Raw genomic sequence first — 23,664 nt, forward strand, 5'->3', positions numbered from 1 at the left:
TGGTCGGCTCACTCCCGCTTCAGCTTGTCCTGCACCGTGCCCGCCATCTTCTCGGCCACGTTGAGTAGCTCCGTGGTCCCGTAGAAGCGCGCGTCGGGATGTGTGACCGGTGGCATCGGGACGCCGGCCATGGGCTCGGGCTGATAGCCGAACTCCGCCTTGCTGTCCGGGGTGGGGCCGGAGGCCCACGCGCCCTCGGACAGGTGCTCCCCGTCCGAGAACTGGTAGGTGGTGTAGGAGAACTCCGAGGCCTCCTTGGACTGGGGGAAGTTGCTGGGCACCGGCATCTGCTCGAGGCCGTCCGCCTTCAGTTCCTCCACGGCCGCCGCCCACTGGTTCTGGTGCATGGTGTCCCGGGCGAGCAGGAAGGACAGCAGATCCCGCACGCCGGAGTCGTCGGTCATGTGGTACAGCCGGGCGACCTGGGCCCGGCCCTGCATCTCGGCGTTCAGGTTGGAGGTCATGTCGGCCAGGAGGTTGCCGCTGGCGGTCACGTAGCCGCCGGTCCACGGGTTGCCCATGCTGTCCACCGGCCGAGCTCCCGCCCCGGCCACGATGGCGTGCTGCAGGTCGGTCCCGCCGACGACGGCGGCGACCGTCGGATCGTCCTGTACGGCGTCACCGGTGATGCCGAGTGGCGCCTTCTCGAGCAACTGCGCCACCATCGTGGCGAGCATCTCGACGTGCCCGAACTCCTCGGCGGCCGTACTGAAGAGCAGGTCGCGGTACTTGCCGGGGATGTGCGCGTTCCAGGCCTGGAAGCTGTACTGCATGGCGACGGTGATCTCGCCGTACTGGCCGCCGATCACTTCCTGGAGCTTGCGGGCGTACACGGCGTCGGGTTCGTTGGGCTTGGCGCGGTACTGCAGGGTCTGGCGGTGGAAGAACATGAGAGGCCTCGTCTTCGTCGTCCTGTGCCCGACCTCGGCCGGATGCGTCGGCCGGGCCGCACCCGGCCGGGCGCGTGGTCCTAAGCCTACTGATCAGTGCGGGATCAGCAATAGACCACAAAGGCGCGGAACCGCTTCCGAGAGCGAGGCCGACACCGTGGTGCGTGGCCGGTGCTGGCGGGCACGCTGGACCGGGCGAGGGAAGAAGGGGCGTCATTGAGCACGGCCGTCACGTCCGAGGCCAGGTGCCACACGTTGGGCAGCTCCAGCACGAACGGTTCGCTGGAGACGGTCATGGCGTCGGTGTAGCTGGTGAGCCGGTCCAGTAGGGAGGTGATCGCGAAGTCGTGCTCCTGCCGCTGTTTGTCCGACCCCCACAGCACCCGCTGGGCGTAATCGGGATCGTCGGCCGAGGCGCTCCGCCCTGCGGGGCGCGGTGCTGGAGTGCCCCACGACGGCGCGGCTGTTCGCCGGCTGTGGCATAGTCGAGGCCTCGGGCCCGGCGGCGGAGCTGCGGGAGATGTGGGCGAAGTTCCGGCCGATGCTGCAGGCGCTGGGCGTCCAAGCGCCCTGAACTCTTCACCCCCGACCTCGGCACGGCGCCGCCGGTCGAGCGTTCCAGTGACTCCGGTGACTCCGGTGGCACCGGACCGGAGACCGCGACGTCCACCAAGCCGGTGCCCGAACCCGCGAGTTCTGTCAGTGGCAACGGGTTGACTCATGACATGGAGGAACTCTTCACCCTCGACCTAGGCACGGCGCCGACGGTCGAGCGTGCCGGTGACCCCGGGGACGACGCCGCGCAAGAGCCGCTCGGCCGGGTGAACGCCGTCCCGCTCACGGTCGACGACATCGTCGGCCGTGTCCGCACGGTCGGCAAGGCGGGAGGCACCGCCGGGACCGACGAGCTCATCGGGGCGCTCGAGCAGATGAGACAGGTCGAGTCATGGCTGGCCGCGCGCAAGCACGCTCTCGTCCTCACCGCCGCGCGCTCCGCCGAACGTGACCACGAGGCGTGGATCGCCGCGCAGCCGACGTGGGATGAATCGCTGCCCGAGAGCACTTCGACGGTACCGGCCCGCAGTGGACTGGCACGCGCCGAACGACTCGCGATCGCCGAGCGCAGCGCCGTGGCGGAGATCGCCTGCGCGCTGCGCATCGCGGAAGGCGCGGCGTCCACGCTCCTCACGCAAGCCGAGCTCTTCGACGCGCGCCTGCCGGGGACCGCTGCCGCGCTGGAGGCGGGAACGATCACGGCCGCGGCCGCAGGGGTGATCCTCGAGAGCGCCGAGGAGTATCTCGGCCTGTCGATCACGGACGCGCAGACCGAAGCCCGCGTGCTGACAGCGGTCGCCCAGACCGAGCGGTTCCTCCTGGACAAGGCGCTCACCGGCACCAAGGGGGAGGTGGCCGCCCGAGCACGCCGGTTGCGGGACCGGTTCCATCCCTTCTCCCCCCGGCGACGCCAGGAGCTTGCCCGAGCGGACCGGTGCGTGCGGGTGGGACCGGGCCGCGACGGCATGGCGCATCTGACGGCCTGGCTGCCGGCGGTGGACGCCCACGCGATCGACCGCCAATTGTCGGCTTTGGCCCGCGCCGCCCTGGGGCCCCAGCTCGAGGACGCCCACGACCCCCGCCCGCAGGCTGATCCGCACTACGGCGGTGCCCCGGACGACCGTACCGTCGGTCAAGCGCGGGCCGACGTGCTCACGGACCTGCTCACCGGGCCAGCCGCAGCAACGAGGGCTGGAGTCGATGCCGGTGCAGGCTTCGATGCCAGTACCGGAGCCCGCGTCACGAGCGGCAAGGGTACGAGCTCGACCGCGCAGGCCATCGACGCCGGCACCCCACCCGCCATCAGCGGCCCGGTGAACGCACCGCCGTCGCTGGTGCTGACCATGCCGGCGTCCGTGCTGCTCGGCGGCGACGGTCCTGCGGTCTTCGGAGCGTTCGGGTGCGTCCCGGTGGAGGATGCCCGCCGGCTCGCGACGACGGCTACGTCCTTCACCCTGGCAGTCACGGTCCAGGACGACGACTCACCGACCGGCAGTCGGCTGGTCACGGCCGGTCGGCAGTACCGGATTCCCGCGGAGCTGCGTCGCCGGCTGCAGCTACGGGACGGCACCTGCCGGTTTCCCGGCTGTCGACGCGACGTCCTGCGCTGCGATCTGGACCACCGGATCGCCTGGGCCGACGGCGGCACCACCGACGAGGCCAACCTGGAACACCTGTGCCGACGCCACCACGTGCTCAAGCACCATTCCGCCTGGCAGGTGACCGGCCCACCCGGCGAAGACCGGGCCGACGTCGACTCCGCTCCCCCGACCTCGGCATCGTCATCTCCATCGGCGCTGCACTGGGTGTCGCCCACGGGCCGGCGCTACCGGAGCGATCCGGACGATCCACCCTTCTGACGGCTGCCCCGGAGCCGGGACTCATGCGGCGCCGGCCGCCACCAGCAAGCTGTCCCAACCACCGTGACTGTTACGTAGTGCTTCCTCCGAGCAGAACAGGTAACGCCACGTGCCGAAGCTTCCGTCGTCGTTGACGAACCGTGCCCACTCCTGAGCGGCCTCTCGCTTCGCTTCGACGTCCCGCCGCTGCACGTCGTGGTCCGCTTTGCCCTCGATCAGCCAATGGATTCCCACGCTGTCCACAGCGACGAAGTCCGGGAAGTAGCGGCCACCGGTGTCGAGTTCGATGAAAGCCGGGTCATTGGGCTGGAGGCGCAACCACCAAGCAATGTTCGGCGAGCCGTCGAGGATCTCGGCGAGGCGGCGTTCGGTGGTCTTCGCATCGAACGAGGCCACGGGCAGCACCGACTTGCGCCAGCCGCTGTACCAACGTCCGCGCTCGAAGTCGGCGTAGCGATCGCGGACGTCGGTGGGCATAGGGCGCGGCTCGACAGGAAGAGTGACGGGTCTGAACGCATATTGCGGCTGCAGCCGGCGCGCGTTGTACTTCTGCCGGATCAGTACGTCGATGCCCCGAACGGCATGGTGGGCACGTTCTGCGCCCCAATGGATTTCGCTGTCCGCTTCCGCGCCAGCTCCGGCGACGAACGCACGAACGACGCGCCGAGCCGCATTGAACTCGGCCAAGGACTCCTCTACCAGCCCGAGGCCGAGGACCCGCGTCTCCAGTTCGGTCGTCACCTGATCGAGGGAGATCCACGCCTGGCGGGCTTCTCCGGGGTCCTGCGCCTCCCGGCGGATCTCGACATCGCCGCGACGCGTCCGTCTGGCGGCAAGCGCCTCGCGGATGAGCGGGATGCGGATCTCGTGCGCGAATGCGGCTCCGGCGGCTCGAGCGTCGGCGTCGTCGATCAGCGACAGGCTGAAGCGGACCGGGAGTACTTCCCGCTCACGACGCGGGAACCGGATCACCGGCGCACCACTGACACGGTGAAGTGTGCGGTACTCGACAGCGTCTCGTCGCCCTTCGGCCTCGGCCACCTCGTACTCCTTCAGGATCAAGGCGGCCGCGCCGTCGACCTGCTCGCCGTCGATCACCCGCGGAGGCGCCACCAGGCGGAGTGTCCCCTGTTCCTGCACCAGGTCGACCTGACCGGCTGCGTGCTGCCGTGCCCGCAGCTCAGCCTCGACATCGGTCGGTTCGCCCGTCGCAGCGCTTTCGCCGGGCGCCACGATCCGCTCGATGAGCGCGTCCTTCTGCTCCAGGAGTTTCCGGTAGGAGTCGTGTGCGACCAGATCCACGGTGTCAATCATGGGCACGCCGACGCGACGCCCGTAGGGAAGCCGCAAGCCACGACCGAGGATCTGCTCGGTTAAAGCTTCGGAGGCAAGCCGGCGTCGAGCGACGATGACGCCGATGTTCTTGACGTCCCAGCCCTCCTTGAGTTTGTCGACGCTGACGACAGCACGGATCGGCGAGTCCGGCGCCTCGACCGAGGCCAGAGCCTGCAGCGCCGTGTCCGAGGACTGCGAGGTGACTTCCAGCACCGCCGCCGGGTCACCGATGTACGCCTCGCCGGCCAGCAGGTCGGCCGTCTCGCGGGCATGTTGAACGGTCTGGCACACCACGAACAGCACCGGGTTGATCGCCCGTTCTCCGGTGGCGTCCGCCCACGTTCGGTAGGCGGCGGCCTTCACCGTCCGCAGATGACAAGCGTCGGCGAGCTGGGTAGCGAGGTCGTGATGCCCGTCCTGCCGGTACACAATGACGGGAATCTTCACGAGCCCGTCGGCGATCGCCTCGGCGAGACTGTATCGGTAGATCACCTTGGACTCGTCAGCTGGGTCGGGCGTCGCGGTGAGCCCGATCAGGGCGCGTGGATTCAGGTCCCGGATCGCGGACGAGAACGCCTTCGCCTGGGAACGATAGACATGGTGCTCGTCGGCGATCACGACCAGGTCGTCCGCTGACTGGAGGTGGGAGTAGAGGTCCCCACCGATGAACTCGTCCAGCTCGCGCACCCGGCGGGAGGTGTTCGCCGCCGGGCGGATCAACTGCTGAACCGTGAACACAAACAGCTTCAGGGTGCCCGAGTCGTGCAGGGCATCGCCGACCTGTCCCCGGGAGAAGTTCTCGGCCGTGATCAGGAGCGGTTGGTGGTCGGCACCGGGAACGTGCTTGGGGCTTCCCGGACTGAAGTTGGCGATCGTCTTGTCCTGGATCGTCCTGCCCGGAGTCACCACCAGGATGTTGCGAATGCCCTGGGCGGCCAGGTATTCGACGACGGCGGCGGCCAAGTAGGTCTTCCCGACGCCCGTTGCCAGATCGCACACGACCTCGTGGAACCCGTCGTCGTGGATCTCTCCCACGATGCGTGACAGGGCCGCCTTGTTCGGTGTGCGCAGATCCATCCGGCGATCTCATCGATCAGTCCGGGATCGTACTGAAGCCAGGTCATCGCACGACACCACGGTGCAGCAGGTCCCGCGGCGCCTTCCGCAACCGAGAGCCGGGGCTCAACTCCTCGAGCAACACCCCAGCCTCCGGTGTGGCGGCCTTGCCGACCACCACGGTGCGTTCTCCGTCACCCAGCCGTGCCACCACGGCACGGACCACCGCATCGTCGACCACCCCGTCGATGACCGCCAGCCGTTCACGCCCCCTGGCGCCGGCGAAGGGCGGATCGCACTCGGTGGTGAAGCCGAGCTGCGCCGCGATAGCCCGGGAAAGGGCGCTGCCGGTGGCCCACGCGGCCAGGAAGACGTGCCCGTCCGCAATGTCATACAGCGACGGGCCCACCTCCACGTGCCGGAAGCCGCCGCCACCGCTCCAGGCCGTGGCTTCGGTGACACCGCCCGGGTCTGCACCGTTGACGACCTTCTCCAGGCGCGGCCGGGTGAAGGTTTCGACGGTTTCGGGCGACAGTTCGACCGTCACCCACCGGCGCCCCATCTTGTGCGCCACGGCAGCCGTCGTTCCGGAGCCGCCGAAGCAGTCGAGGACGATGTCACCGGGATTGGTAGCGATATGGATCACGCGCTGGAGCAGTCGCTCGGGCTTGGGGGTGGAGAAGGGAATCATCCCTTTGAACAGAGCCTGAATCTCGTTCTTGCCACTTTGATTGTGTCCGACTTCGGCGTAAGGCCAGAGAGTCTGAGGCACTCGCCCACGAACCTCCGACAGAAATCGCTTCAGAGCTGGGATGTTGTCGGATCGTTCACCCCACCAGATCCGTCCGTCCTGATCCAGCTCTCGGAGACGCCCTTCGGAGACGCGCCAATATCTTCCCGGGGGCGGACCAGGGATGACTCGACCGCTTGGCGTCGTCACCGGGTAGACGCCCAATCTGTAGGACTTGTTGGCTACAAGGTCACCGGGCTTCCAGACACCACGCACGTCTTCGTCGGGATTCCGGTATGCAGCGTCCATCTCGGGTGTGCGCGGAAGTGGCTGCGGCCGCCACACCTCGGCGTCGCGCGCGTATACGAGAACGTAGTCGTGATCCACAGACAAGTGACGCGCCGAGTTCTTTGGGCTGTAGACCTTCTCCCAGATGACCGTGGCGATGAAGTTCGCTCTTCCGAACACTTCGTCCATGAGCACCGGGCAGTACGCCATCTCGGCGTCGTCGAGGTGGACCCACACCGAGCCGTCGGGGGCGAGGAGATCGCGGATGAGCAGCAGCCGGTCCCGCATCATCGTCAGCCACACCGAGTGCTCCAGGGCATCGTCGTAGTGGTCGAACGCCTGGCCCGTGTTGAACGGCGGGTCGATGTACACCAGCTTGACCCTGCCCCGATACTCCGAGGCGTACTCGGGAATGCGCGTGAGCGCGTGCAGAGCGTCGTACGAGTCCCCGGTGATGAGCTGGTTGTCAGTGGTGGGAGCAGACGTATCACCGACCTCGCCCACGCTGGACCGCTCCTGGAGGAGACGCACCTCGGTGACCCGCGGATCGTCCCGGGGCACCCAGGCATAGCCGCCGTCCGGCGTCCCGATCAGCGCCCGGTCCTTCCCAACCCAGGACAGCGTCAGACACCCCACGGTAGACCGTCCCGACGTCGCCGCCATCGCATCAGCCGTCGGTGAGGCCGACGTGGTCGTGTCCGGGGAAATCACAGCTCCACCCTAGAGCTTCGCCCCTCCCACTCGGCGCGCGAAACAGCGCAGACACATCAGGTGGTGCATACTCGTCAGAACATACGCAATGGCAGTGAGCCGTTGCCTGCTTGTTGCCTGCCCGTTCACAGGAGGACGTTATGCGTTCACGACTGCTCGTCTCTGCCCTGGCCCTGACGGTTCTGGGGACCGTCGCCGGCTGCGCCAACAGCGACACCCCCGCTGGGGCTCCGGCCACCGACGCCTCGGGGTCCTCCGTCGCCAGCTTCGACCCGACCACGGTCGCCAAGGACGACGCCCTGGCCGGGCAGGTGCCGGCGGCCCTGAAGTCGAAGGGGACGCTGACCGTCGGGTCGGACACGTCGTACGCCCCGGCCGAGTTCCTCAAGGCGGACGGCCAGACCGCGCAGGGCTACGACGTCGACCTCGCGAAGGCCATCGCCGCCACGCTCGGGCTGAAGGCCAGCGTGCAGACCGCCAAGTTCCCGTCGATCCTCCCGGGCCTCGGCTCCAAGTACGACGTCGGCATCTCCTCGTTCACCATCAACGCCGAACGGCTCAAGGCCGTCAACATGGTGTCCTACTTCCAGGCCGGCACGCAGTGGGCGGTGAAGAAGGGCAACCCCAACAACGTGTCCGTCGACGACGTCTGCGGCAAGACCGTCGGCGTGCAGACCGGCACCGTCCAGGAGACTCCCGATCTGACCGACCGCAACGCCAAGTGCAAGGCGGCCGGCAAGCCGGCCATCACCGTGGTCTCCCTGGAGAACCAGACCGACGTCACCACCCGCCTGGTCAACGGCAGCATCGACGCGATGGCCGCGGACTCCCCGATCATCAGCTACGCGATCACGCAGACCAACGGCCAGATCGACAAGCTCGGCAGTGTGTACGACGCCGCCCCGCAGGCGATCACCGTGGCGAAGAAGGACACCGCCCTCGCGAGCCTGATGCAGAAAACGGTGCAGAAGCTCATCGACGACGGCAGCTACGGCAAGATCCTGGCGTCCTGGAACAACAGCGACGGCGCCGTCAAGACGTCAGAGTTGAACCCGCAGCCGTGAGCCACGGCGTCACCACCCGGCAGGACCCGGGCACCGGCGGCAGCGCCCGGCCCGACCTGATCCGCGCCGTTCCCGTTCGGCACCCCTGGCGCTGGGTGGGCGCTGCGGTGCTCCTCGTGCTCGTCGCCCTGCTCGCCCAGAGCCTGGTGACGAACGAGAACTACCGCTGGGACACCGTTGCCAAGTACCTGCTCGACGCGCGGGTCATCGCCGGTGTCGGTTGGACGCTGCTGCTGACCGTGCTGTCGATGGTGATCGCGATCATCCTGGCGATCACGCTGGCGTTGATGCGGCAGTCGGACAACCCGCTGTTCCGGTGGGTCAGCTGGGTGTGGGTGTGGTTCTTCCGCGGCACCCCGGTCTACACGCAGCTGGTGTTCTGGGGCCTGGTAGCCACGCTGTACCCCACGATCGCCCTGGGCGTCCCCTTCGGTCCGGACCTGTTCGCCGTCAACACCTCCGACCTGGTGGGCAACTACTTCTGGCCGGCCACGATCGGCCTCGCGCTGAACGAGTCGGCGTACCTGGCCGAGATCTTCCGGGCCGGCCTGAAATCCGTCGACTCGGGTCAGGCGGAGGCAGCCGAGGCGCTGGGCATGCGCAAGTCCGCCATCATGCGGCGCATCATCCTGCCGCAGGCCATGCGGGTGATCGTCCCCCCGACGGGCAACGAGACCATCGGCATGCTCAAGACCACGTCGCTGGTGCTGGCCGTGCCGTTCACCCTGGACCTGACGTTCTCCACGAACGCCATCGCCAACCGGATCTACCTGCCCATCCCGCTGCTGATCGTCGCCGCCCTCTGGTATCTGCTGATCACGAGCATCCTGATGGTGGGCCAGTACTACATCGAACGGCACTACGGTCGTGGGGTCGACGCGGACTCCCCGGCTCCGGTCCGGGTGCAGCCGGCGGGCCACCGGACGCCCGCCGACGACGCGGAGACCACCGACGCGCGCACCCTGTCGGGCGAGGGCAACCTCCCCGGCAACCGTGGCGCAGGAGGGGACGGACGATGACGAGCGAGACCACGCGGGCCACCACCCCCGCCGCGGACCGCCACCCGGACCCGCTGGTGCGGATCGAGGGTCTGCACAAGTTCTTCGGCGACCACCACGTGCTGCGCGGTATCGACCTGACCGTCGGCCGCGGCGAGGTGTGCGTCGTCGTCGGGCCGTCCGGGTCCGGCAAGTCGACCGTGCTGCGGTGCGTCAACCAGCTGGAGACCATCAGCGCCGGGCGCATCCTCATCGACGACGAACTGATCGGCTACCGCGAACAGGACGGCCGGCTGCACGACCTGACCCCCCGGCAGATCGCGGCCCAGCGCCGCGAGGTGGGCATGGTGTTCCAGCGGTTCAACCTGTTCCCGCACATGACCGCCCTGCAGAACGTGATCGAGGCGCCCATGCAGGTCAAAGGCCTCAAAAGGCCGGACGCCGTCAGGCGTGCCCACGAGCTGTTGGAACGGGTCGGCCTGGCCGACCGGGCCGGGCACTACCCCTCGCAGCTCTCCGGTGGCCAGCAGCAGCGGGTGGCGATCGCCCGGGCCCTGGCCATGGACCCGGAGCTGATGCTGTTCGACGAGCCGACCTCGGCGCTGGACCCGGAACTGGTCGGCGACGTGCTCGAGGTGATGAAGGACCTGGCCCGTTCGGGCATGACGATGATGGTCGTCACCCACGAGATGGGCTTCGCCCGCGAGGTCGGCGACACGCTGATCTTCATGGACCAGGGCGCCGTCGTCGAGTCCGGTCACCCGCGCGACGTGTTGAGCAACCCGCAGAACCCACGCACCCAGGAGTTCCTCTCCAAGGTGCTGTGAGGCTGCCGCGCGTCTGGCTTGGGATCGTCAGCGGTCGGGTCGGCCGTTCACAATTTCGGCGGCCGCCTCCGTGAACCGCGCATGCAGGCCGGCCAGACGGGTGCGGTCCGCGACGACCTCGACGACGCTGCGACCGCGGATCGGCGCCGCGAGCGCAGCGTCGAGGGCATCGACGTCGGACACCCGCTGGTGGCGGATCCCGTAGGCGGCGGCGAGGGCGGACAGGTCGACGCGTTGCGGGGTGCCGAAAAGGCGTTCGATGGCGTTCGTCCAGCCGGGTCGCCCGGCGACCCGACCGTGTTCGAGCAGGCCGAAAATGGCCCCGCCGGCGTCGTTGAGGACAACCGCCTGCAGATCCGGCTCCCGCTCCCCCGCCCCGAGATACCAGCCGGTGGCGTCGTGCAGGTACGTGATGTCCCCGAGGAGCACGCGGACGGGACGGCCGGTACCGAGCGCGACACCGGACGCGGTCGAGATGGTGCCGTCGATGCCGGCGACGCCGCGGTTGGCGATCACCCGGTCGGGCCCAGCGCCGTCGACGCCGGCCATCAGGTCCAGGTCCCGGATGGGGTTGGAGGACCCGGCGACGAGGATGCCGGTGGTTGCCCGCCACAGCCGTGCGGCCAGCAGCGGACCGTTGACCCCGGTGGTCTCCCGGTTCTCGGCCTCCCGCGCGTCGGCCTCCGCCAGGTCACGCAGCCGGGCAGCCAGGTGTGCCCCGCGTTCCTGCCAGTCAGCCGCCCAGCCGGCCGGACCGGCCCCGGCGAAGTCGGCGAGCTCGCCGGGGTCACTGATCAGCCGTTCCCGTCGTCGGCCGGGGTCGAACCAGGCGACGGGCGTGGGGGCGTACAGCGCGGTATCGACCTCCCGCCTGGCCAGCAGCGCGGCGACCGGCCGGCTCAGGGTGGGCCGACCGAACAGCACCGCCCGCTCGACCGTCTCGAGCAGGTGCGGCAGGAGCAACCGGTAGGCGGCGACCGCCGTGGCTCCGTGCCGGGCGTTCGAGGAGGGCTCGGCCAGCAGCGGGAGGCCGAGCCCGGCGGCGAAGAGGGCTGCCTCCCGGCCCGCACCGTCCCCGGCGACGACCACGGTGCGGCGGGTCGCGGTGGCGGAGGCCGCGGAGCGGGACGACTGGCCCGCCCCGGCGTCCTCATTCGGTGGGGTCACGAGGGTGGAGACGTCCACCGGCGACGGATCGAACGGGTCGTCCGCGGGTTCCTCCGCGGGCACGAGCGGGTCCCGAAAGGCGAGGTTGAGCTGGACCGGCCCCGGTGCGGCGACGCGGAGCAGGGCGGCATCCTGGCGTGCCGGCTCCCCGGACTCCCCCGGCGCATCGAGGCCCTTCGCCGCGGCCAGCACGCGGGCCGCGGCGTCGAGCGCGGCGGCGGGATCGTCGGCGGGTACGTCGAGCGCGGCCCGCACGTGCACCCCGAACAACCCGAACTGCCGGGTGGTCTGGTTCGCGCCGGTACCGCGCAGTTCCTCGGGCCGGTCCGCGCTGAGCACGAGCAGCGGCACGGCGCTGTGATTCGCCTCCATCACCGCGGGCATCAGGTTGCCGACGGCGGTGCCGCTGGTCGTGACCACGGCCGCGGGCAGGCCGCTACCGCGGGCGAGCCCCAGCGCCGTGAACCCGGCCGCACGCTCGTCGATCCGCACGTGCAGCCGCACCCGGCCGGGCGGGACGTCCACCGCGTCCGGCGGCACCGCCACCTCGGCCAGCGCGTACGCCAGTGGGGCGCTGCGGGAGCCGGGGCAGACCACGACGTCGCGCACCCCGCCGTCGATCAACAGCCGGACCACGGCGCGGGCCACGGTCATCGCATCAGTCACCCGTCCATCATCCCGCCCGGAGCGTCAGCCTCCGCACTCGATACAACAGGCACCTGCTCCATCGAACACGTCACTTCGTGCGCTGCCCGCGTGACCTCGTCCACCCTCGCCCGGAGCCAAGAAGTCGCACCGATGCGTTGATCGGGCTCGGTCTTCGTTCTGGGGGCGGTGGCGAACTGGAGTGCCTTCAGGCGGCTCACCGCGGAGTCCGGCTTCATCGGTCTCCTGCAGCAGGGTGATCCGGCTTCACGAGGTTGCGTTCACGCTCGGCTACGGCATTGAGAATCTCGGCGGACTCTGCCCCGGTGAGCAGGTCGCGACGTTCACCGTCCGCGACCGCATCGCGAACGCGCCCCGGCAACAGATGGTCGACGCTGTCGAGGAGAGCCCGGCGCACGGTGGTGGCCCGGAGCCCGTGATACGTGGCGAGGTCCGCGTCGGGCACCCTCCGTCGGGAGACGACGACGTCGGCGGGTGGCCTGCCACGGTACCGGTGGCTGGCACCCACACGTGCTTTGGACGGGTTCACCAGTGCGAGATCGAACAGGGCAAGCACGGTGTCACCTTCGAGGTAGGTGTTTTCCCCGACAACGCCGAGAGCACCGGCCAGTGCGGTCCAGTCGTCGGCAGAGACGGCCTTGTGTCGGTAGGTGCCGTAGCCCACGCGCTCCAGCGCACCGCGCGCGGCCAACTTGCGAACCTCCACGGCCGGAACACCGACGTCCTCGGCTTGCCGGGTGGTCAGCACTCAATGATGGTCGGCGGCAACCGCCCAGAGATCCTCTCGATAGCTCACGCCGCTCCCTCCCGTCACAACCGCACCTATTTCGGTACTGTTGTGCCACTGGTCTGCACTGCACGCAGCTGTTCACGCGGGCGCTCCCACGGTTCCTCAGGTGCGCTCGGCCAGCACCGCGTGCACCCGGGCCAGCCGGTCCCGCCACCAGCGTTCCCGGTCCGCGGGCGCGGCGAGCGCATCCAACCGGGCCGGGTCGGGGACGACGTCGCGCACGTCGAGGTGCCCGTCGACGGGTCGCAGCGGGTCGGCGACGACGTCGTCGGCCATCAGGGCCACCGTGCCGAGGCCGCAGGCGAACGGCAGGTCGGGCAGCGCGGCGGCGAGCGCGATCCCCCCGCGGATGCCGATGCTGGTGTCCAGGGCGCTGGAGACCACGGCCGGCAGGGCCGCTGCCGCGACGACGGCGAGCGCCCGGCGGACGCCGCCGAGCGGGGCCGCCTTGACCACGATCAGGTCCGCGGCCCCGGCGCGCGCGACCCGCAGCGGGTCGTCGGCGCGGCGCACACTCTCGTCCGCGGCGATCGGGGTGCCGATCCCCCGGGCACGCAGCGTGTCCCGCAGCCGGGCGAGACCGTCGATGCCGGCGACGGGCTGCTCGGCGTACTGCAGGTCGACGGGCCTGAGTGCGGTCAGCGCCTCCACGGCCTCCTCATGCGTCCACCCGGCGTTGGCGTCGACCCGCAGGGCCGCGTCCGGCAGTGCCCGGCGCACCGCGGCGACGCGGGCGACGTCGTCCTCGAGGCGCTGCCCGTGCTCGGCGACCTTGATCTTGACCGTGCTCACCGGCCCGAAACCGGCGAGCACGTCGGGCACCCGGTCGGCGGTCACGGCCGGCACGGTGGCGTTGACGGGGATCCGGGTGCGCAGGGCTGTCGGGTAACCGGTCCAGGCGGCCTCGATGCCGGCGGCCAGCCAGGCCGCGGCCTCCGCGTCGTCGTACTCGAGGAACGGGGCGAACTCGCCCCAGCCGGCCGGGCCGTGCAGCAACAGCGCCTCCCGGGTCTCGGTGGAGCGGAACCGCACCCGCATCGGCACGCTGACCACGCGAGCGGCGTCCTGCAGGTCGGCCGACGACGGCAGGACAACGGGTCCCACGGCGGGGATCGTCCCGCCGATCGAGGGGACCGGTCCGGGTCGCGGCGCATTCATCACCGGGTCAGCGTACCCACCGGGAACGCGCAGCGGCCGACGCCCGGAGGAAACAGCGCGGATGGAACAATGGAGCCGATGAGCCTGCCCGACCAGACCCGCAGCCGCGGCCGCACCGGCGGTGGCCGACAGCCCGGTGCCCGGACCCTGCCGGTGGCCGCCCTGTGGACGGGGGCGGTCGTGTGTGCCACCGCCGTCTTCGCGGTGTACGCGTTCTTCGTCCGTACGGTTCTCGGCCAGCAGCTGGACGAGGCTCCGCTGACCAGTGCGCAGAGGCTGCACACCGCCGAGGCCCCGGCGGCCGTGTGGTTGCAGACCCTGCCGTGGTTTCTCATCGCGGGTGTGCTGATCGGCCTGGCCGTGCTGATAGCCCTGGTGCGGCGTCGCTGGGCGGTGCTGATCGCGGTCGGCGTGACCGTCGCGGGCGCGACCCTGAGCACCCAGTTCCTCAAGTACGCCGTGTTCTCCCGGCCGGATCTCGGGGTGGACACCCTCACCCTGAACTCGCTGCCCTCCGGGCACACGACGGCCGGTGGGGCCGCCGCGGTGGCGCTGCTGCTCGCGGTGCCCCGGCGGTGGCGGCCCGTGTTCGGTGTCGCCGGCGCCGCGTTCACCACGCTCGTCGCGGGATCCACGCTGGTCAGCTACTGGCACCGGCCGGCGGACGTCGTCGCGGCGCTGGGCGTGGTGGGCGCCTGGGCCTTGGCGGCCGCAGCGTTGACCGACCCGCGGTCCGATCCACGGCCCCGACGACGCAGCCGCGGCGCGGGCTGGGCCGCGATGGACCGTGCGGTGGTCGACCAGGCGCGGGTGGCCGGCCTGACGCTGCTCGGGGTCGCCACCGTCGCCGTGTGCGTCGCGGCACTGCTCTACACCGGCGTCATCCCGGCGTCTCTCGCCGGCACCGGCGGCAACCTGTGGGCGGGCCTGCTGCTCGAGGCGTCCGCGGCCTCGGCCGTGTTCGCCGGTCTGACGCTCGCCTTCGGCCGGCGGTCGGTGCTGCCCTGAGTGCGCCGGAGCCGGCGGGCCCGATCTTCGACGCCCACCTGCACATCGTCGATCCCCGGTTCCCGTTGATTCCCAACGACGGGTACCTGCCCGACCCGTTCCCGGTGGCGGCATACCGGCAGCGGGTTGCCGGGCTGGACGTGCGCGGCGGCGCCGTCGTGTCCGGCTCCTTCCAGGGCTTCGACCAGACGTACCTCCTCGACGCGCTGGCCCGGCTGGGACCCGGGTTCGTCGGGGTCACCCAGGTTCCGGAGACGGTCAGCGACGCGGAGATCGCCCGGCTCGACGCGGCAGGGGTGCGGGCCGTGCGGTTCAACCTCCGCCGCGGCGGGTCGGCGGCCCTGCACGCCCTGGAACCGCTCGCCCGCCGGGTGCACGACCTCGCCGGCTGGCACGCCGAGCTGTACGTCGACGCGCGGGACCTGCCCGAACTGCTGCCCGTGCTGCGGCGCCTGCCTGCCGTCAGCATCGACCATCTCGGCCTGCACCGGGACGGGCTGACCCACCTGCTGACCGCCGTCGAGCAGGGTGCTCGCGTTAAGGCGACCGGGTTCGGCCGGGTGGCCCTGGATCCGGCGGAAACGATCGCCGCGATCATGGCCGTCGATCCCACGGCCCTGATGGCCGGCACCGACCTGCCCTCCACCCGCGCGCGCCGGCCGTTCGCCGACGCGGACCTGGACCTGCTCGCCGATGCCGTGGACGGGCGACACCAGGCTGCGGTGCGGTGGGCCAACGCGGCCGCGTTCTACCGGATCGGGGCTCTCACGCATTGGCCGGTCTGATCCGCGGCAGCAGGATCAGGAACAGCGTCGCGGCGATCAGGCCCAGCACGCCGGTGGCGCCGACACCGGCGGCCAGGGAGACGGCGTCGGTCACGGCGGAGAGCACGAGCGGACCGGCCGTCGACCCGGCATCGGCCATGAACCGCCACACGCCCAGGAACTGGGCCCGCCCGTCGGGCGGGGAGTAGTCGGCGCCCAGGGTCATCACGAGGCCGGATCCGATGCCGTTGCCGAACCCCAGCAGCACCGCGACCAACAGGAACGGAACGGTCGCCGTCGTGAGCGGGCAGAGCAGCAGCGCCACACCCATCACCAGCATGCTCGGACCCGCCACCGCGAGCCGCCCACGGGTGTCCATCAGCCTGCCGGCCGGGTAGAAGACCAGCATGTCGACGGCACCCGAGATGCCGTAGACCACCGATATGGTGGACGGGTCGAGACCGAGGTGATCCGCCCACAACGGGATGACGACCTGACGCGCCTGCCGCACGGCGGCGACGAACACCACGCACGTGCCGATGGTCGCGTAGACGCGGCGGTGGCTGCGCAGCACCGAGCGAATGGTCACCGGCAGGACCGGTGACTGGTCCGCCTCCCGGTCGCCGGTGAGCACGGGCAGCGCGCGGGTGGGCAGGGGCGGGTCCGGCATGGACAGGGCGATGGCACCGGCCGCGACGAGCGCGACGATGCCGACGACGTAGGCGCCCCCGAGGCCGACCAGCTGGATGGCCGCCGCCCCGACGAACGGACCGATGAACAGGCCGATCCGCATGGAGCCGCCGAGGCTGGACAGGGCACGGGCTCGGTACCGGGGCTCGACCATGACGGTCAGGTACAGCTGGCGAGCGAGGTTGAAGACGGCGGCGGAGACCCCGATCAGCAGCACCGCGACGGCGAGCATGGCGAGATCGGACGCGAGCAACGCCACCAGCATGGCCACCGCGCACAGCACGGCGGCCGCGACGATGGCCCACCGTTCCCCGATCCGGGCGGTGAGGATGGAGGCGGGGATGTTGCTCAGCAACGATCCGATCCCGATCAGGGTGACGATGAGCGCGGCGACCGCCACGGATCCGCCCAGGTCGCGCGCGGTGAGGGGCACGACCGGCAGGATGGCGCCCTCACCGACGGCGAAGAGCACCGAGGGGCCGAACACGGGGACGACGAATCTGCGGAGGGAGAAGTCGTCGCGGCCGGCCATCGATGTCACTGTACGCGCGCCGCCGTCGTTCGATGGCGCCGCGTCACCGCGTCGTCAGGCTCGCACTCTGGCCCGGACAAGGGCCTCACTGATCGGGCCAGAGCACCCCAACCCGAACAACGGCCTCATGGTGCGGGCCAGAGTGCGAGACGCGGAGCGAAACCAGGACGCGAGGCCCGGGACGGACCCGCCGCTACGGGGTCATCGGGCGGACACTGAGCGACTCGATCTGGGCCTCCGGGGTGGCCGCGAGCGCGAACGCCACGGCGCGCGCCACCGACGCCGACGTCAGGTACGCCCCGGCGTCGTAGTCCCCGCCCTGGTGGTCGACGATCTGGCGTTGCATGTCGGTGTCCACCTTGCCGGGGTGGATGGAGGTGACCCGCACGCCGTGCGCTCGCTCCTCCTCGCGCAGCGTGTCGGCCAGCGCGCGGAGGGCGAACTTACTGGCGCTGTAGACGCTGTTGCCCGGACTGGTGACGAACCCGGAGCCGGAGTTGATCAGCACGATCTGGCCGCTCGTCCGGCGCAGGGCCGGCAGCAGCCGACGGGTCAAGTCCGCGACGGCGACGACGTTGACCTCGAGCACCTCGCGCCACGCCTGCCGGGTGAGATCCTCAACGGCGCCCAGCACCGTGATCCCCGCCGAGTGGACCAGCGCGTCGAGGCGGCCGACGCGCTCCGCGGCGTGCGCGACGTCGGACTCGGACGTCAGATCCGCGACGAAGGGTTCAGCGGACGGGAAACCGGCGGCGACGGCGGCGACCCGCTCGGGGTCCCGGCCCCCGATCAGCAGGTGATGGGTGGCGGCGAGTTCCTCCGCGACGGCGTAGCCGATGCCGCGGGTGCCGCCGGTGATGAGTACGTGAGGGCGGTTGTCCATCCGTTCAGCGTAGGCCCGACGACGTCGTTTCCGTCCCGTCCGGCTACACCCCGAACACGCACGAGTGCCGCGGGTCTTCACCCGCGGCACTCGCGTTCATCCTTTCTTGCGTGCGGGCCGCTCACCTGCGGGGCGGGTCACCACCGGTGCGCGATGTCGACGACGAGTCGGCTGGTGGCGCCGTCGCGCAGCACGAAGGCCCGCATGGGCAGCCGGGCGCGAACGCCGACCCCCACGGTCGACTGACCTTCGAAGCTGCCGCCCCAGGCCACCTGGCGCAGCGTCTGATAACCGGCCACCGGCACCATCTCGGACCGGTTCAGGGCGGCACTGGTGCCGGCCGCACGGATGATGACCTCCAGGGAGGCGCCGCCACGCAGGGGCAGCGGCGTGCCGACTCCCTCGCGGTACACCGTGGTCACGTACCGCACGCTGTAGCCCACGGTGGAGCCGCGCACGTCGAAGACCAGCCGGTCGTAGCACGGGTGCTGGCCGGCGCGGACGCCGGTCAGCGTGGCCACGGTCATCCGCTGGTCGGCTTTCGGCGTAGAGCCCCAGGTGATGCCGCACCAGGGTCCCGCCGTCGTGGTGGCTGCCGTCGCAGTCGACGGAGCCACGAGCAACGAACCGGCCAGCGCGAGTGTCGCGACAGCCGTTCGCAGGGTTTTCATGACGACCTCCTCCGGCGGTCCGTCGGACCGCCGACTCCGGCGCCACACCCGGTGCGTGGCGCACTCGGTGATCCGATGGTAGGAGCGTCGCGTACCGCCCGATAGAGGGATTCTCCTGAATCGGCGCACCATCCCTCGGCCCGGTGCCGGCATCAGTAGGGTGAACGGGTGAGTGCAGCCGGCCGTTACGCCCCTTCTCCCAGTGGCGACCTGCACATCGGCAATCTGCGGACCGCGCTGCTGGCGTGGATGTTCGCGCGCGGCACCGGCCGGGACTTCCGGATGCGGGTGGAGGACCTGGACCGGGCTCGGTCCGGCTCCGCCGAGCGGCAGTTGGAGGACCTGGCCGCGATCGGGATCGACTGGGACGGCGACGTCGTCGTCCAGTCGGCTCGCCGGTCCCGCTATGCCGACGCGCTGGCGTCGTTGCGGAACCGCGGTCTGGTGTACGAGTGCTGGTGCACCCGCCGCGAGATCGCCGAGGCGGCGTCCGCCCCGCATGCGGCGCCGGGAGCCTATCCGGGCACCTGCCGGAACCTCGATGACGCCGAACGAGCGGCACGGCGGGCCAGAGGACGGCCGCCGGCGTTGCGACTGCGCGCCGCGGTCGACACCTTCACCGTGCACGACGTCCTCGCCGGGGACTGGACCGGGCTGGTCGACGACGTCGTGCTGGTGCGCAACGACGGGACGGTCGCCTACAACTTCGCCGTCGTGCTGGACGACGGTGACCTGGGCGTCGACCAGGTGGTCCGCGGTGACGACCTGCTGTCCTCGGCCCCGCGGCAGGCCTACCTGGCGACCGTGCTGGGCCTCCAGCCGCCGACGTACGCTCACGTGCCCCTGGTGCTCGGCCCCACGAGTGCGCGGCTGGCCAAGCGCGACGGTGCGGTGACGCTGCGGGAGCTGACCGCGGCCGGGTTCACCGTCGCCGACGTCGTCGGGATGATCGCCGACTCGCTGGACCTGCCGGGGGTGCGCACCGCCGCCGGTCTGCTTGCCGCGTTCGACCCGGCCTCCCTTCCCCGCGACCCGTGGACGTTCACCCCCACCCCTCCCCGCAGTTCGAGCTGCGGTCAGGGGAGGGTGCCGGTGAGGTAGCGCTGCAGGTTCGGGGCGATCAGGGCGACGACCTGGTCGTGCGGCGCGGAGGCGAGCGGTTCGAGCCGCAGCACGTACCGCGTCAGGATCAGTCCGGTGATCTGGCTGGCCACCAGCGATGCCCGTAGCGCCCGCTCGTCGTCGTCGCCCGGCAGATGTTCGACGATGACGGCGAGCGCCCGACGCTGGATGAACTGACGCAGCAGGGACACCCCCCAGTCACGGTGCAGGCCCGACCGGAACAGGCCGACCGCGGCCGCACCGGCCGGCGAGTCCCACACGGGCAGCAGGGTCCCGAGCAGCCGGGCGGCGAGGCCTTCGATCTGCTCGGGGCGCACGGAGCGGACGTACTGGCCGGGGTCGAACGGCGCCTCGACGGCGGCGAGGAAGAGGGCCTCCTTGCCGCCGAAATGGTGGTTGATCATGGCGGCGTCGACGCCGGCGTCGGCGGCGATGCCCCGGACCGTGGCGCCGTCGAACCCGTCGGACGCGAACCGGCGGCGCGCCGCCACCAGCAGTTGGGTGCGGGTGTCGTGCCCGGCACCGCGCCGGCCGCGCCGGGAACCCGGGGCCGTCACCTGGCGGGTGCGGCCGGCCGAGCCGGGCGCCGCGCGAAGGCCGGGGCATGCTCGGGCCGCGGCCCGAGCGCGATCAGCCGCGCCGGCAGACCGGAGAAGCCGGGCACGTGGCGGGCGAGAAACAGCAGCCCGGCCGGTGGCGTGGCGCGCTCGCCCTGGACGGCGGGGCCGAAGATCAGCGCCTGGAGGACTCGTTGCACGGCCTGGACGATCACCGTGGGCGGATAGCGGCGTCGCTGCACCGCGGCCAGATCACGTGCGGTCACCGTGCCGGACCGCAATGGAGCCGCGAGCCGGGCAGCGGCAGCCACGGCGTCCTGCACGGCCAGGTTGATGCCGACGCCGCCGGCCGGGGACATGGCGTGGGCGGCGTCGCCGATCAGCAGCAGGCCGGGGCGGTACCAGCGGCGCAGCCGGTTGAGCTTGACGTCGAGCAGGTGCACGTCGTCCATCGACCCGATCGCGTCCACCCGGTCCGCCAGGTCCGGCCGCATCCGGGCGACCCGGTCCCGGAACCGTTCGATGCCCTCGTCCCGCAGCCGCGCGTCGGCGCCCTTCTCCCGGAAGTAGGCGATCTGGAAGAACCTGTTCCGGACCAGCGAGAGCATGATCTCGCCCTGCCCGAACACCGGCATCAGGGACGAACGCTGCCGTTCGCCCTCGTGCCGCGGCAACCGGAACCACCAGGTGTCGAACGGGACGAAGAACTCCTTCGGGACCAGCCCGGCCTGCTGACGGGCCAGCGAACCGCGTCCGTCGCAGGCCACGGTCAGCGGCGCCGTCAGCCGTCGTCGCGCCCCGGTGGCGTGGTCGACGTACTCGACGCCGGTGCAGGTGCCGCGGTCCGTGAGCAGGCGCGTCATCTCGGCCTGCATCCGGATCTCGAACGTGGGCTCCGCCCTGGCCTGGTCGACGAGGAAGTCGAGCAGGTCCCACTGCGGGATCATCGCGATGTAGTCGTACGGCGGTCGCAGCCGACCGAAGTCGGCCAAGGTCACCGTCGTCCCCCTGCCCAGCGGGAGTTCGACGTTGCCGAGCCGGTCCTGTGGCAGCGCGGCGAAGGCGGCGCCGAGACCGAGCTCGTCCATCAGCCGGATGGTCGAGGCGTGCACGGTGTCCCCGCGGAAGTCCCGCAGGAAGTCGCGGTGCTTCTCCAACACGGTGACCTTCACGCCGGCGCGGGCCAGGATCAGGGCGAGCATGACGCCGGCCGGTCCCCCGCCGACGATGACGCAGTCGCGCTGCTCGGTGGGGACCGTGTCGGTCTCGGCACCGACGCCGGTACCCGCTGTGTCGTGGGTGGACATGACGGCTCCTCGTCGCGGCAATTCAACGCTTGTTGAATTGAGGTTACGCCGCGGTGGCCACCGTGAAAAGGTGCCCCAGCCGTCCGAGTGAGCAGACCCGTCCGAATAGACAGACCCGGACGCACAGACCCCGGCCGCACCGATCGCCCGGAAGCCGGCGGCTTCCGGGCGATCGGTGTGCGTTCGTCCGCATGGCGGACGGGTTGCTCAGCTCCGGGCGGAGTTCTTGACCTGCTGGGCTGCCTGCTGGGACTCGCCCTTGAGGTCCTGCGCGTGGTCCTGGCCCTCGCTCTTGACGTGTTCGGCGCCGGACGTGACGGAGTCCTTGACGGAACTGGCGGCGTCCTGCGCGTCGGACTTCAGGTTCTCGCCCATCTCGCCGGCCGCGTTCTTGGCCTGGTCGAGAACGGGTCCCGCGTGGTCCTTGAGTGAGGTCGCGGCCTGCTGTTCCGCCCGACTGGTGGAGATCAGGGACCCGACCAGCCAGCCGGCGCCCAGCGCGATCAGGCCGACCGCGAGTGGGTTGCCCTGGGCGCTGCGCCGGACCTGAGCCGGGGCTCCGCGAACCGCGTCACCGGCCTCGCGGACCCTGTCCCCGGCCTCGTCGGTGAAGTCCGAGATGCGGCCGCCCACCTGGTGGGCGGCATCTCCGGCCCTGTCCTTCGCGCCACCCAGGCCGCCCTGGCTGTGACCCCTCGCGTCGGGGGTGCCCATCACCGAGTGGCGGACGCCGGTCAGCCGATCCCGGATCCGATCGGTCTGCCGACCGACGGCCTTGGTAGGGCTGACCTTCTCGGCCAGCGCGTCGACGTCCTGCCCCAGTTCGACCTGGGTGCGCTCGATGTCGGCGCGGATCTCGTCGGGATTACTGCTGCTCATCGGGTCTCCTTGTGGGGGTGCAGGTTCTCAGGGATCTCCTGAACGGTCTCCTGGGTCTGCGGCAGACCCTTGATCTTGTCGAGTTGCTTCTTGCCCTGCTGGGCGAGGATGGCGGCGATGATGGCCCAGATCACCGCGACGATCAGGGCGGCCCATCCCAGGTCCATCACCTCTCCCAGGGCCCACATCAGGGCCATGGACAGGAACATCAACAGGAAGAAGCCGCCGACCGCCGCTCCGGCGAGGAAGCCGATGCCGCGGCCCGCCTGCTTGGCGGAGGCGGTGGCCTCCACCTTGGCGAGCTGGATCTCCTGACGGACGAGCGTGGACAGGTTGCCGGCGAGGTGGCTGAACATCTCGCCCACGGACTCGGTCCGAGCTCGTTGCTCCGCTTCCGGTTCCGGTGCGGCCGACGATCCTCCTGCCGAGGGTGGCTGGTGCATTACTCCGGACCGATTCCAGTCCTCGGGTGTCGAGCTCATGCTCGGGCCTCCGGCACGGTGATACCGGCACCATCCTCGGGGTAGGCCGTTCCGGGGACCCGGTCGACACGCGTCGGATCGGGCGCATAGGTCGGCGGGGCGGGCGGGCGCTGGACACCGGACACCGGTCGCTGGAGGTCCGTCGACCGCGTGGGGCCGCCGTCGGAGTGGTCCTTCAACCCGCGGGTCAGTCGACCGGCGACGAGCCCGACGCCGGCGGCGATGGCGAGGAAGGCCCCGGGACGCCGAGCCGCGAAGCGACGCACGTCCTGGAGCAGATCCGCCGGCTCCTTGTTCTCCAGCTGGGTCGTGAAGTGTTCGGCACGATCGGCCATCGAGGACAGCGCACGCGTGACCATGTCCGACTCCGGCTTCTCTCCCCGGGACAACCGGCGGAGGTCTTCGGTGACGGTCCGGGACTGCTGGGCCAGCCGCTGCTGTTGCGTGGCGGCCTGGGAGCTCGCTTGCTCCTTCGCGGACGAGACGAGCCCCTTCGCCTGGTCGACGGCTTCGTCCTTGACGTTGCCGACCTCCTCCCGCGCGGTACCGGCAACGTCCTTCGCGGCCTGGCGCGCGTCGTTCTTCACCTGCTGCGCCTGGTGCTGCGCCGTCTCTCGAGCACTGTCCGTCCGATCGGAGGACGTGCGATTCGGGTTCTCTGTCATGAGGATCCTT

Annotated in this window: 22 protein-coding genes; 7 read left to right on the forward strand and 15 right to left on the reverse strand. The window is 70.7% G+C overall.

What is annotated here, in order from left to right:
- Positions 1–8: 8 nt before the first annotated feature.
- Positions 9–890, reverse strand: coding sequence for a manganese catalase family protein (locus BKD30_RS00910; protein ID WP_076700734.1), 882 nt, complete (start codon positions 888–890; stop codon positions 9–11).
- Positions 891–994: 104 nt separating this feature from the next.
- The gene (locus BKD30_RS16805; RefSeq protein WP_083955882.1) at positions 995–1,273 is read right to left on the reverse strand and encodes a chorismate-binding protein; all 279 of its coding nucleotides are present in this window, start codon (positions 1,271–1,273) and stop codon (positions 995–997) included.
- 342 nt (positions 1,274–1,615) lie between these two features.
- Here BKD30_RS16805 and BKD30_RS00920 point away from each other — a divergent pair, with 342 nt between their 5' ends.
- Positions 1,616–3,304, forward strand: a complete 1,689-nt coding sequence (locus BKD30_RS00920; RefSeq protein ID WP_076700736.1) for an HNH endonuclease signature motif containing protein — start codon at positions 1,616–1,618, stop codon at positions 3,302–3,304.
- A 21-nt stretch (positions 3,305–3,325) separates the two neighbouring features.
- Here the strand turns inward: BKD30_RS00920 and BKD30_RS00925 are convergent, their stop codons facing one another.
- Together BKD30_RS00925 and BKD30_RS00930 are read right to left on the reverse strand one after the other, a co-directional pair.
- Positions 3,326–5,716: a DEAD/DEAH box helicase gene (locus BKD30_RS00925; protein WP_076700740.1), complete on the reverse strand. Its 2,391-nt coding sequence runs from the start codon at positions 5,714–5,716 to the stop codon at positions 3,326–3,328.
- A 43-nt stretch (positions 5,717–5,759) separates the two neighbouring features.
- On the reverse strand, positions 5,760–7,424 hold the full coding sequence (locus BKD30_RS00930; protein WP_218189229.1) for a site-specific DNA-methyltransferase: 1,665 nt from the start codon (positions 7,422–7,424) through the stop codon (positions 5,760–5,762).
- 140 nt (positions 7,425–7,564) lie between these two features.
- On the opposite strand from BKD30_RS00930, the gene BKD30_RS00935 reads away from it, so the two are divergent.
- From BKD30_RS00935 to BKD30_RS00945, 3 genes are read left to right on the forward strand one after another with little or no spacing between them, the layout of a single operon-like run.
- A complete protein-coding gene (locus BKD30_RS00935) occupies positions 7,565–8,488 on the forward strand; it encodes an ABC transporter substrate-binding protein (protein WP_083955884.1) in 924 nt (307 codons plus the stop codon).
- Positions 8,485–9,507 (forward strand): amino acid ABC transporter permease, encoded by a 1,023-nt coding sequence (locus BKD30_RS00940; protein WP_083955885.1) that lies wholly within the window; start codon positions 8,485–8,487, stop codon positions 9,505–9,507. The genes BKD30_RS00935 and BKD30_RS00940 overlap by 4 nt, the downstream gene beginning before the upstream one ends.
- Positions 9,504–10,313, forward strand: coding sequence for an amino acid ABC transporter ATP-binding protein (locus BKD30_RS00945; protein WP_076700746.1), 810 nt, complete (start codon positions 9,504–9,506; stop codon positions 10,311–10,313). Before BKD30_RS00940 ends, BKD30_RS00945 begins: the two co-directional genes overlap by 4 nt.
- A 27-nt stretch (positions 10,314–10,340) precedes the next feature.
- On the opposite strand, the gene menD is transcribed toward BKD30_RS00945, so the two are convergent.
- The 3 genes from menD to BKD30_RS00965 all read right to left on the reverse strand — a co-directional run bounded on the left by menD (position 10,341) and on the right by BKD30_RS00965 (position 13,974).
- Positions 10,341–12,146 carry a 2-succinyl-5-enolpyruvyl-6-hydroxy-3-cyclohexene-1-carboxylic-acid synthase gene (gene menD, locus BKD30_RS00950; RefSeq protein WP_076700749.1) on the reverse strand — a complete coding sequence of 602 codons (1,806 nt, stop codon included), beginning with the start codon at positions 12,144–12,146 and terminating at the stop codon, positions 10,341–10,343.
- A 214-nt stretch (positions 12,147–12,360) separates the two neighbouring features.
- Positions 12,361–12,894 (reverse strand): type IV toxin-antitoxin system AbiEi family antitoxin domain-containing protein, encoded by a 534-nt coding sequence (locus tag BKD30_RS00960; protein WP_076700754.1) that lies wholly within the window; start codon positions 12,892–12,894, stop codon positions 12,361–12,363.
- 144 nt (positions 12,895–13,038) lie between these two features.
- The gene (locus BKD30_RS00965; RefSeq protein WP_235861241.1) at positions 13,039–13,974 is read right to left on the reverse strand and encodes an o-succinylbenzoate synthase; all 936 of its coding nucleotides are present in this window, start codon (positions 13,972–13,974) and stop codon (positions 13,039–13,041) included.
- Positions 13,975–14,172: 198 nt separating this feature from the next.
- On the opposite strand from BKD30_RS00965, the gene BKD30_RS00970 reads away from it, so the two are divergent.
- Together BKD30_RS00970 and BKD30_RS00975 are read left to right on the forward strand one after the other, a co-directional pair.
- Entirely contained in the window at positions 14,173–15,102 is a 930-nt protein-coding gene (locus tag BKD30_RS00970) for a phosphatase PAP2 family protein (protein WP_159440525.1), read from the forward strand.
- A gap of 65 nt (positions 15,103–15,167) precedes the next feature.
- Positions 15,168–15,887: an amidohydrolase family protein gene (locus tag BKD30_RS00975; protein ID WP_235861222.1), complete on the forward strand. Its 720-nt coding sequence runs from the start codon at positions 15,168–15,170 to the stop codon at positions 15,885–15,887.
- Here the strand turns inward: BKD30_RS00975 and BKD30_RS00980 are convergent.
- The 3 genes from BKD30_RS00980 to BKD30_RS00990 form a co-directional block, all read right to left on the reverse strand.
- Positions 15,868–17,097, reverse strand: coding sequence for an MFS transporter (locus BKD30_RS00980; RefSeq protein ID WP_076700759.1), 1,230 nt, complete (start codon positions 17,095–17,097; stop codon positions 15,868–15,870). The genes BKD30_RS00975 and BKD30_RS00980 overlap by 20 nt on opposite strands.
- Before the next feature lie 184 nt (positions 17,098–17,281).
- A complete protein-coding gene (locus tag BKD30_RS00985; protein ID WP_076700761.1) occupies positions 17,282–17,971 on the reverse strand; it encodes an SDR family oxidoreductase in 690 nt (229 codons plus the stop codon).
- Between the two features lie 137 nt (positions 17,972–18,108).
- The gene (locus BKD30_RS00990; RefSeq protein ID WP_076700764.1) at positions 18,109–18,642 is read right to left on the reverse strand and encodes an AMIN-like domain-containing (lipo)protein; all 534 of its coding nucleotides are present in this window, start codon (positions 18,640–18,642) and stop codon (positions 18,109–18,111) included.
- Positions 18,643–18,810: 168 nt separating this feature from the next.
- Here BKD30_RS00990 and gluQRS point away from each other — a divergent pair, with 168 nt between their 5' ends.
- Positions 18,811–19,743, forward strand: a complete 933-nt coding sequence (gene gluQRS, locus BKD30_RS00995) for a tRNA glutamyl-Q(34) synthetase GluQRS (RefSeq protein ID WP_076700766.1) — start codon at positions 18,811–18,813, stop codon at positions 19,741–19,743.
- Here gluQRS and BKD30_RS01000 read toward each other — a convergent pair.
- From BKD30_RS01000 to BKD30_RS01020, 5 genes are all read right to left on the reverse strand, one after another.
- Positions 19,719–20,321 (reverse strand): TetR/AcrR family transcriptional regulator, encoded by a 603-nt coding sequence (locus BKD30_RS01000; protein WP_076700769.1) that lies wholly within the window; start codon positions 20,319–20,321, stop codon positions 19,719–19,721. The two genes, gluQRS and BKD30_RS01000, sit on opposite strands and share 25 nt — an antisense overlap.
- Positions 20,318–21,628: an FAD-dependent oxidoreductase gene (locus BKD30_RS01005; RefSeq protein ID WP_076700771.1), complete on the reverse strand. Its 1,311-nt coding sequence runs from the start codon at positions 21,626–21,628 to the stop codon at positions 20,318–20,320. Before BKD30_RS01005 ends, BKD30_RS01000 begins: the two co-directional genes overlap by 4 nt.
- Positions 21,629–21,835: 207 nt before the next feature.
- Positions 21,836–22,507, reverse strand: coding sequence for a DUF3618 domain-containing protein (locus BKD30_RS01010; protein WP_076700774.1), 672 nt, complete (start codon positions 22,505–22,507; stop codon positions 21,836–21,838).
- A complete protein-coding gene (locus BKD30_RS01015; protein ID WP_076700776.1) occupies positions 22,504–22,950 on the reverse strand; it encodes a phage holin family protein in 447 nt (148 codons plus the stop codon). Before BKD30_RS01015 ends, BKD30_RS01010 begins: the two co-directional genes overlap by 4 nt.
- A gap of 35 nt (positions 22,951–22,985) precedes the next feature.
- Complete coding sequence (locus BKD30_RS01020) at positions 22,986–23,654, reverse strand: hypothetical protein (RefSeq protein WP_076700779.1); 669 nt, start codon at positions 23,652–23,654, stop codon at positions 22,986–22,988.
- Positions 23,655–23,664 lie beyond the last annotated feature (10 nt).

Origin of the sequence: Tersicoccus phoenicis (genome assembly GCF_001968835.1) — a bacterium.
GTDB classification, from domain to species: Bacteria; Actinomycetota; Actinomycetes; order Actinomycetales; family Micrococcaceae; genus Tersicoccus; species Tersicoccus phoenicis.

Excerpts from the sequence above, each read along its gene's own strand:
- BKD30_RS01010 (WP_076700774.1), bottom strand. The coding sequence starts at position 22,507 with ATGAGCAGCAGTAATCCCGACGAGATCCGCGCCGACATCGAGCGCACC.
- BKD30_RS00935 (WP_083955884.1), top strand. The coding sequence starts at position 7,565 with ATGCGTTCACGACTGCTCGTCTCTGCCCTGGCCCTGACGGTTCTGGGG.
- BKD30_RS01005 (WP_076700771.1), bottom strand. The coding sequence starts at position 21,628 with ATGTCCACCCACGACACAGCGGGTACCGGCGTCGGTGCCGAGACCGAC.
- BKD30_RS00965 (WP_235861241.1), bottom strand. The coding sequence starts at position 13,974 with ATGCGGGTGCGGTTCCGCTCCACCGAGACCCGGGAGGCGCTGTTGCTG.
- BKD30_RS00970 (WP_159440525.1), top strand. The coding sequence starts at position 14,173 with ATGAGCCTGCCCGACCAGACCCGCAGCCGCGGCCGCACCGGCGGTGGC.
- BKD30_RS00985 (WP_076700761.1), bottom strand. The coding sequence starts at position 17,971 with ATGGACAACCGCCCTCACGTACTCATCACCGGCGGCACCCGCGGCATC.
- BKD30_RS00910 (WP_076700734.1), bottom strand. The coding sequence starts at position 890 with ATGTTCTTCCACCGCCAGACCCTGCAGTACCGCGCCAAGCCCAACGAA.
- BKD30_RS01015 (WP_076700776.1), bottom strand. The coding sequence starts at position 22,950 with ATGCACCAGCCACCCTCGGCAGGAGGATCGTCGGCCGCACCGGAACCG.
- BKD30_RS00945 (WP_076700746.1), top strand. The coding sequence starts at position 9,504 with ATGACGAGCGAGACCACGCGGGCCACCACCCCCGCCGCGGACCGCCAC.
- BKD30_RS00990 (WP_076700764.1), bottom strand. The coding sequence starts at position 18,642 with ATGAAAACCCTGCGAACGGCTGTCGCGACACTCGCGCTGGCCGGTTCG.
- BKD30_RS00920 (WP_076700736.1), top strand. The coding sequence starts at position 1,616 with ATGGAGGAACTCTTCACCCTCGACCTAGGCACGGCGCCGACGGTCGAG.
- BKD30_RS00925 (WP_076700740.1), bottom strand. The coding sequence starts at position 5,716 with ATGGATCTGCGCACACCGAACAAGGCGGCCCTGTCACGCATCGTGGGA.
- BKD30_RS01020 (WP_076700779.1), bottom strand. The coding sequence starts at position 23,654 with ATGACAGAGAACCCGAATCGCACGTCCTCCGATCGGACGGACAGTGCT.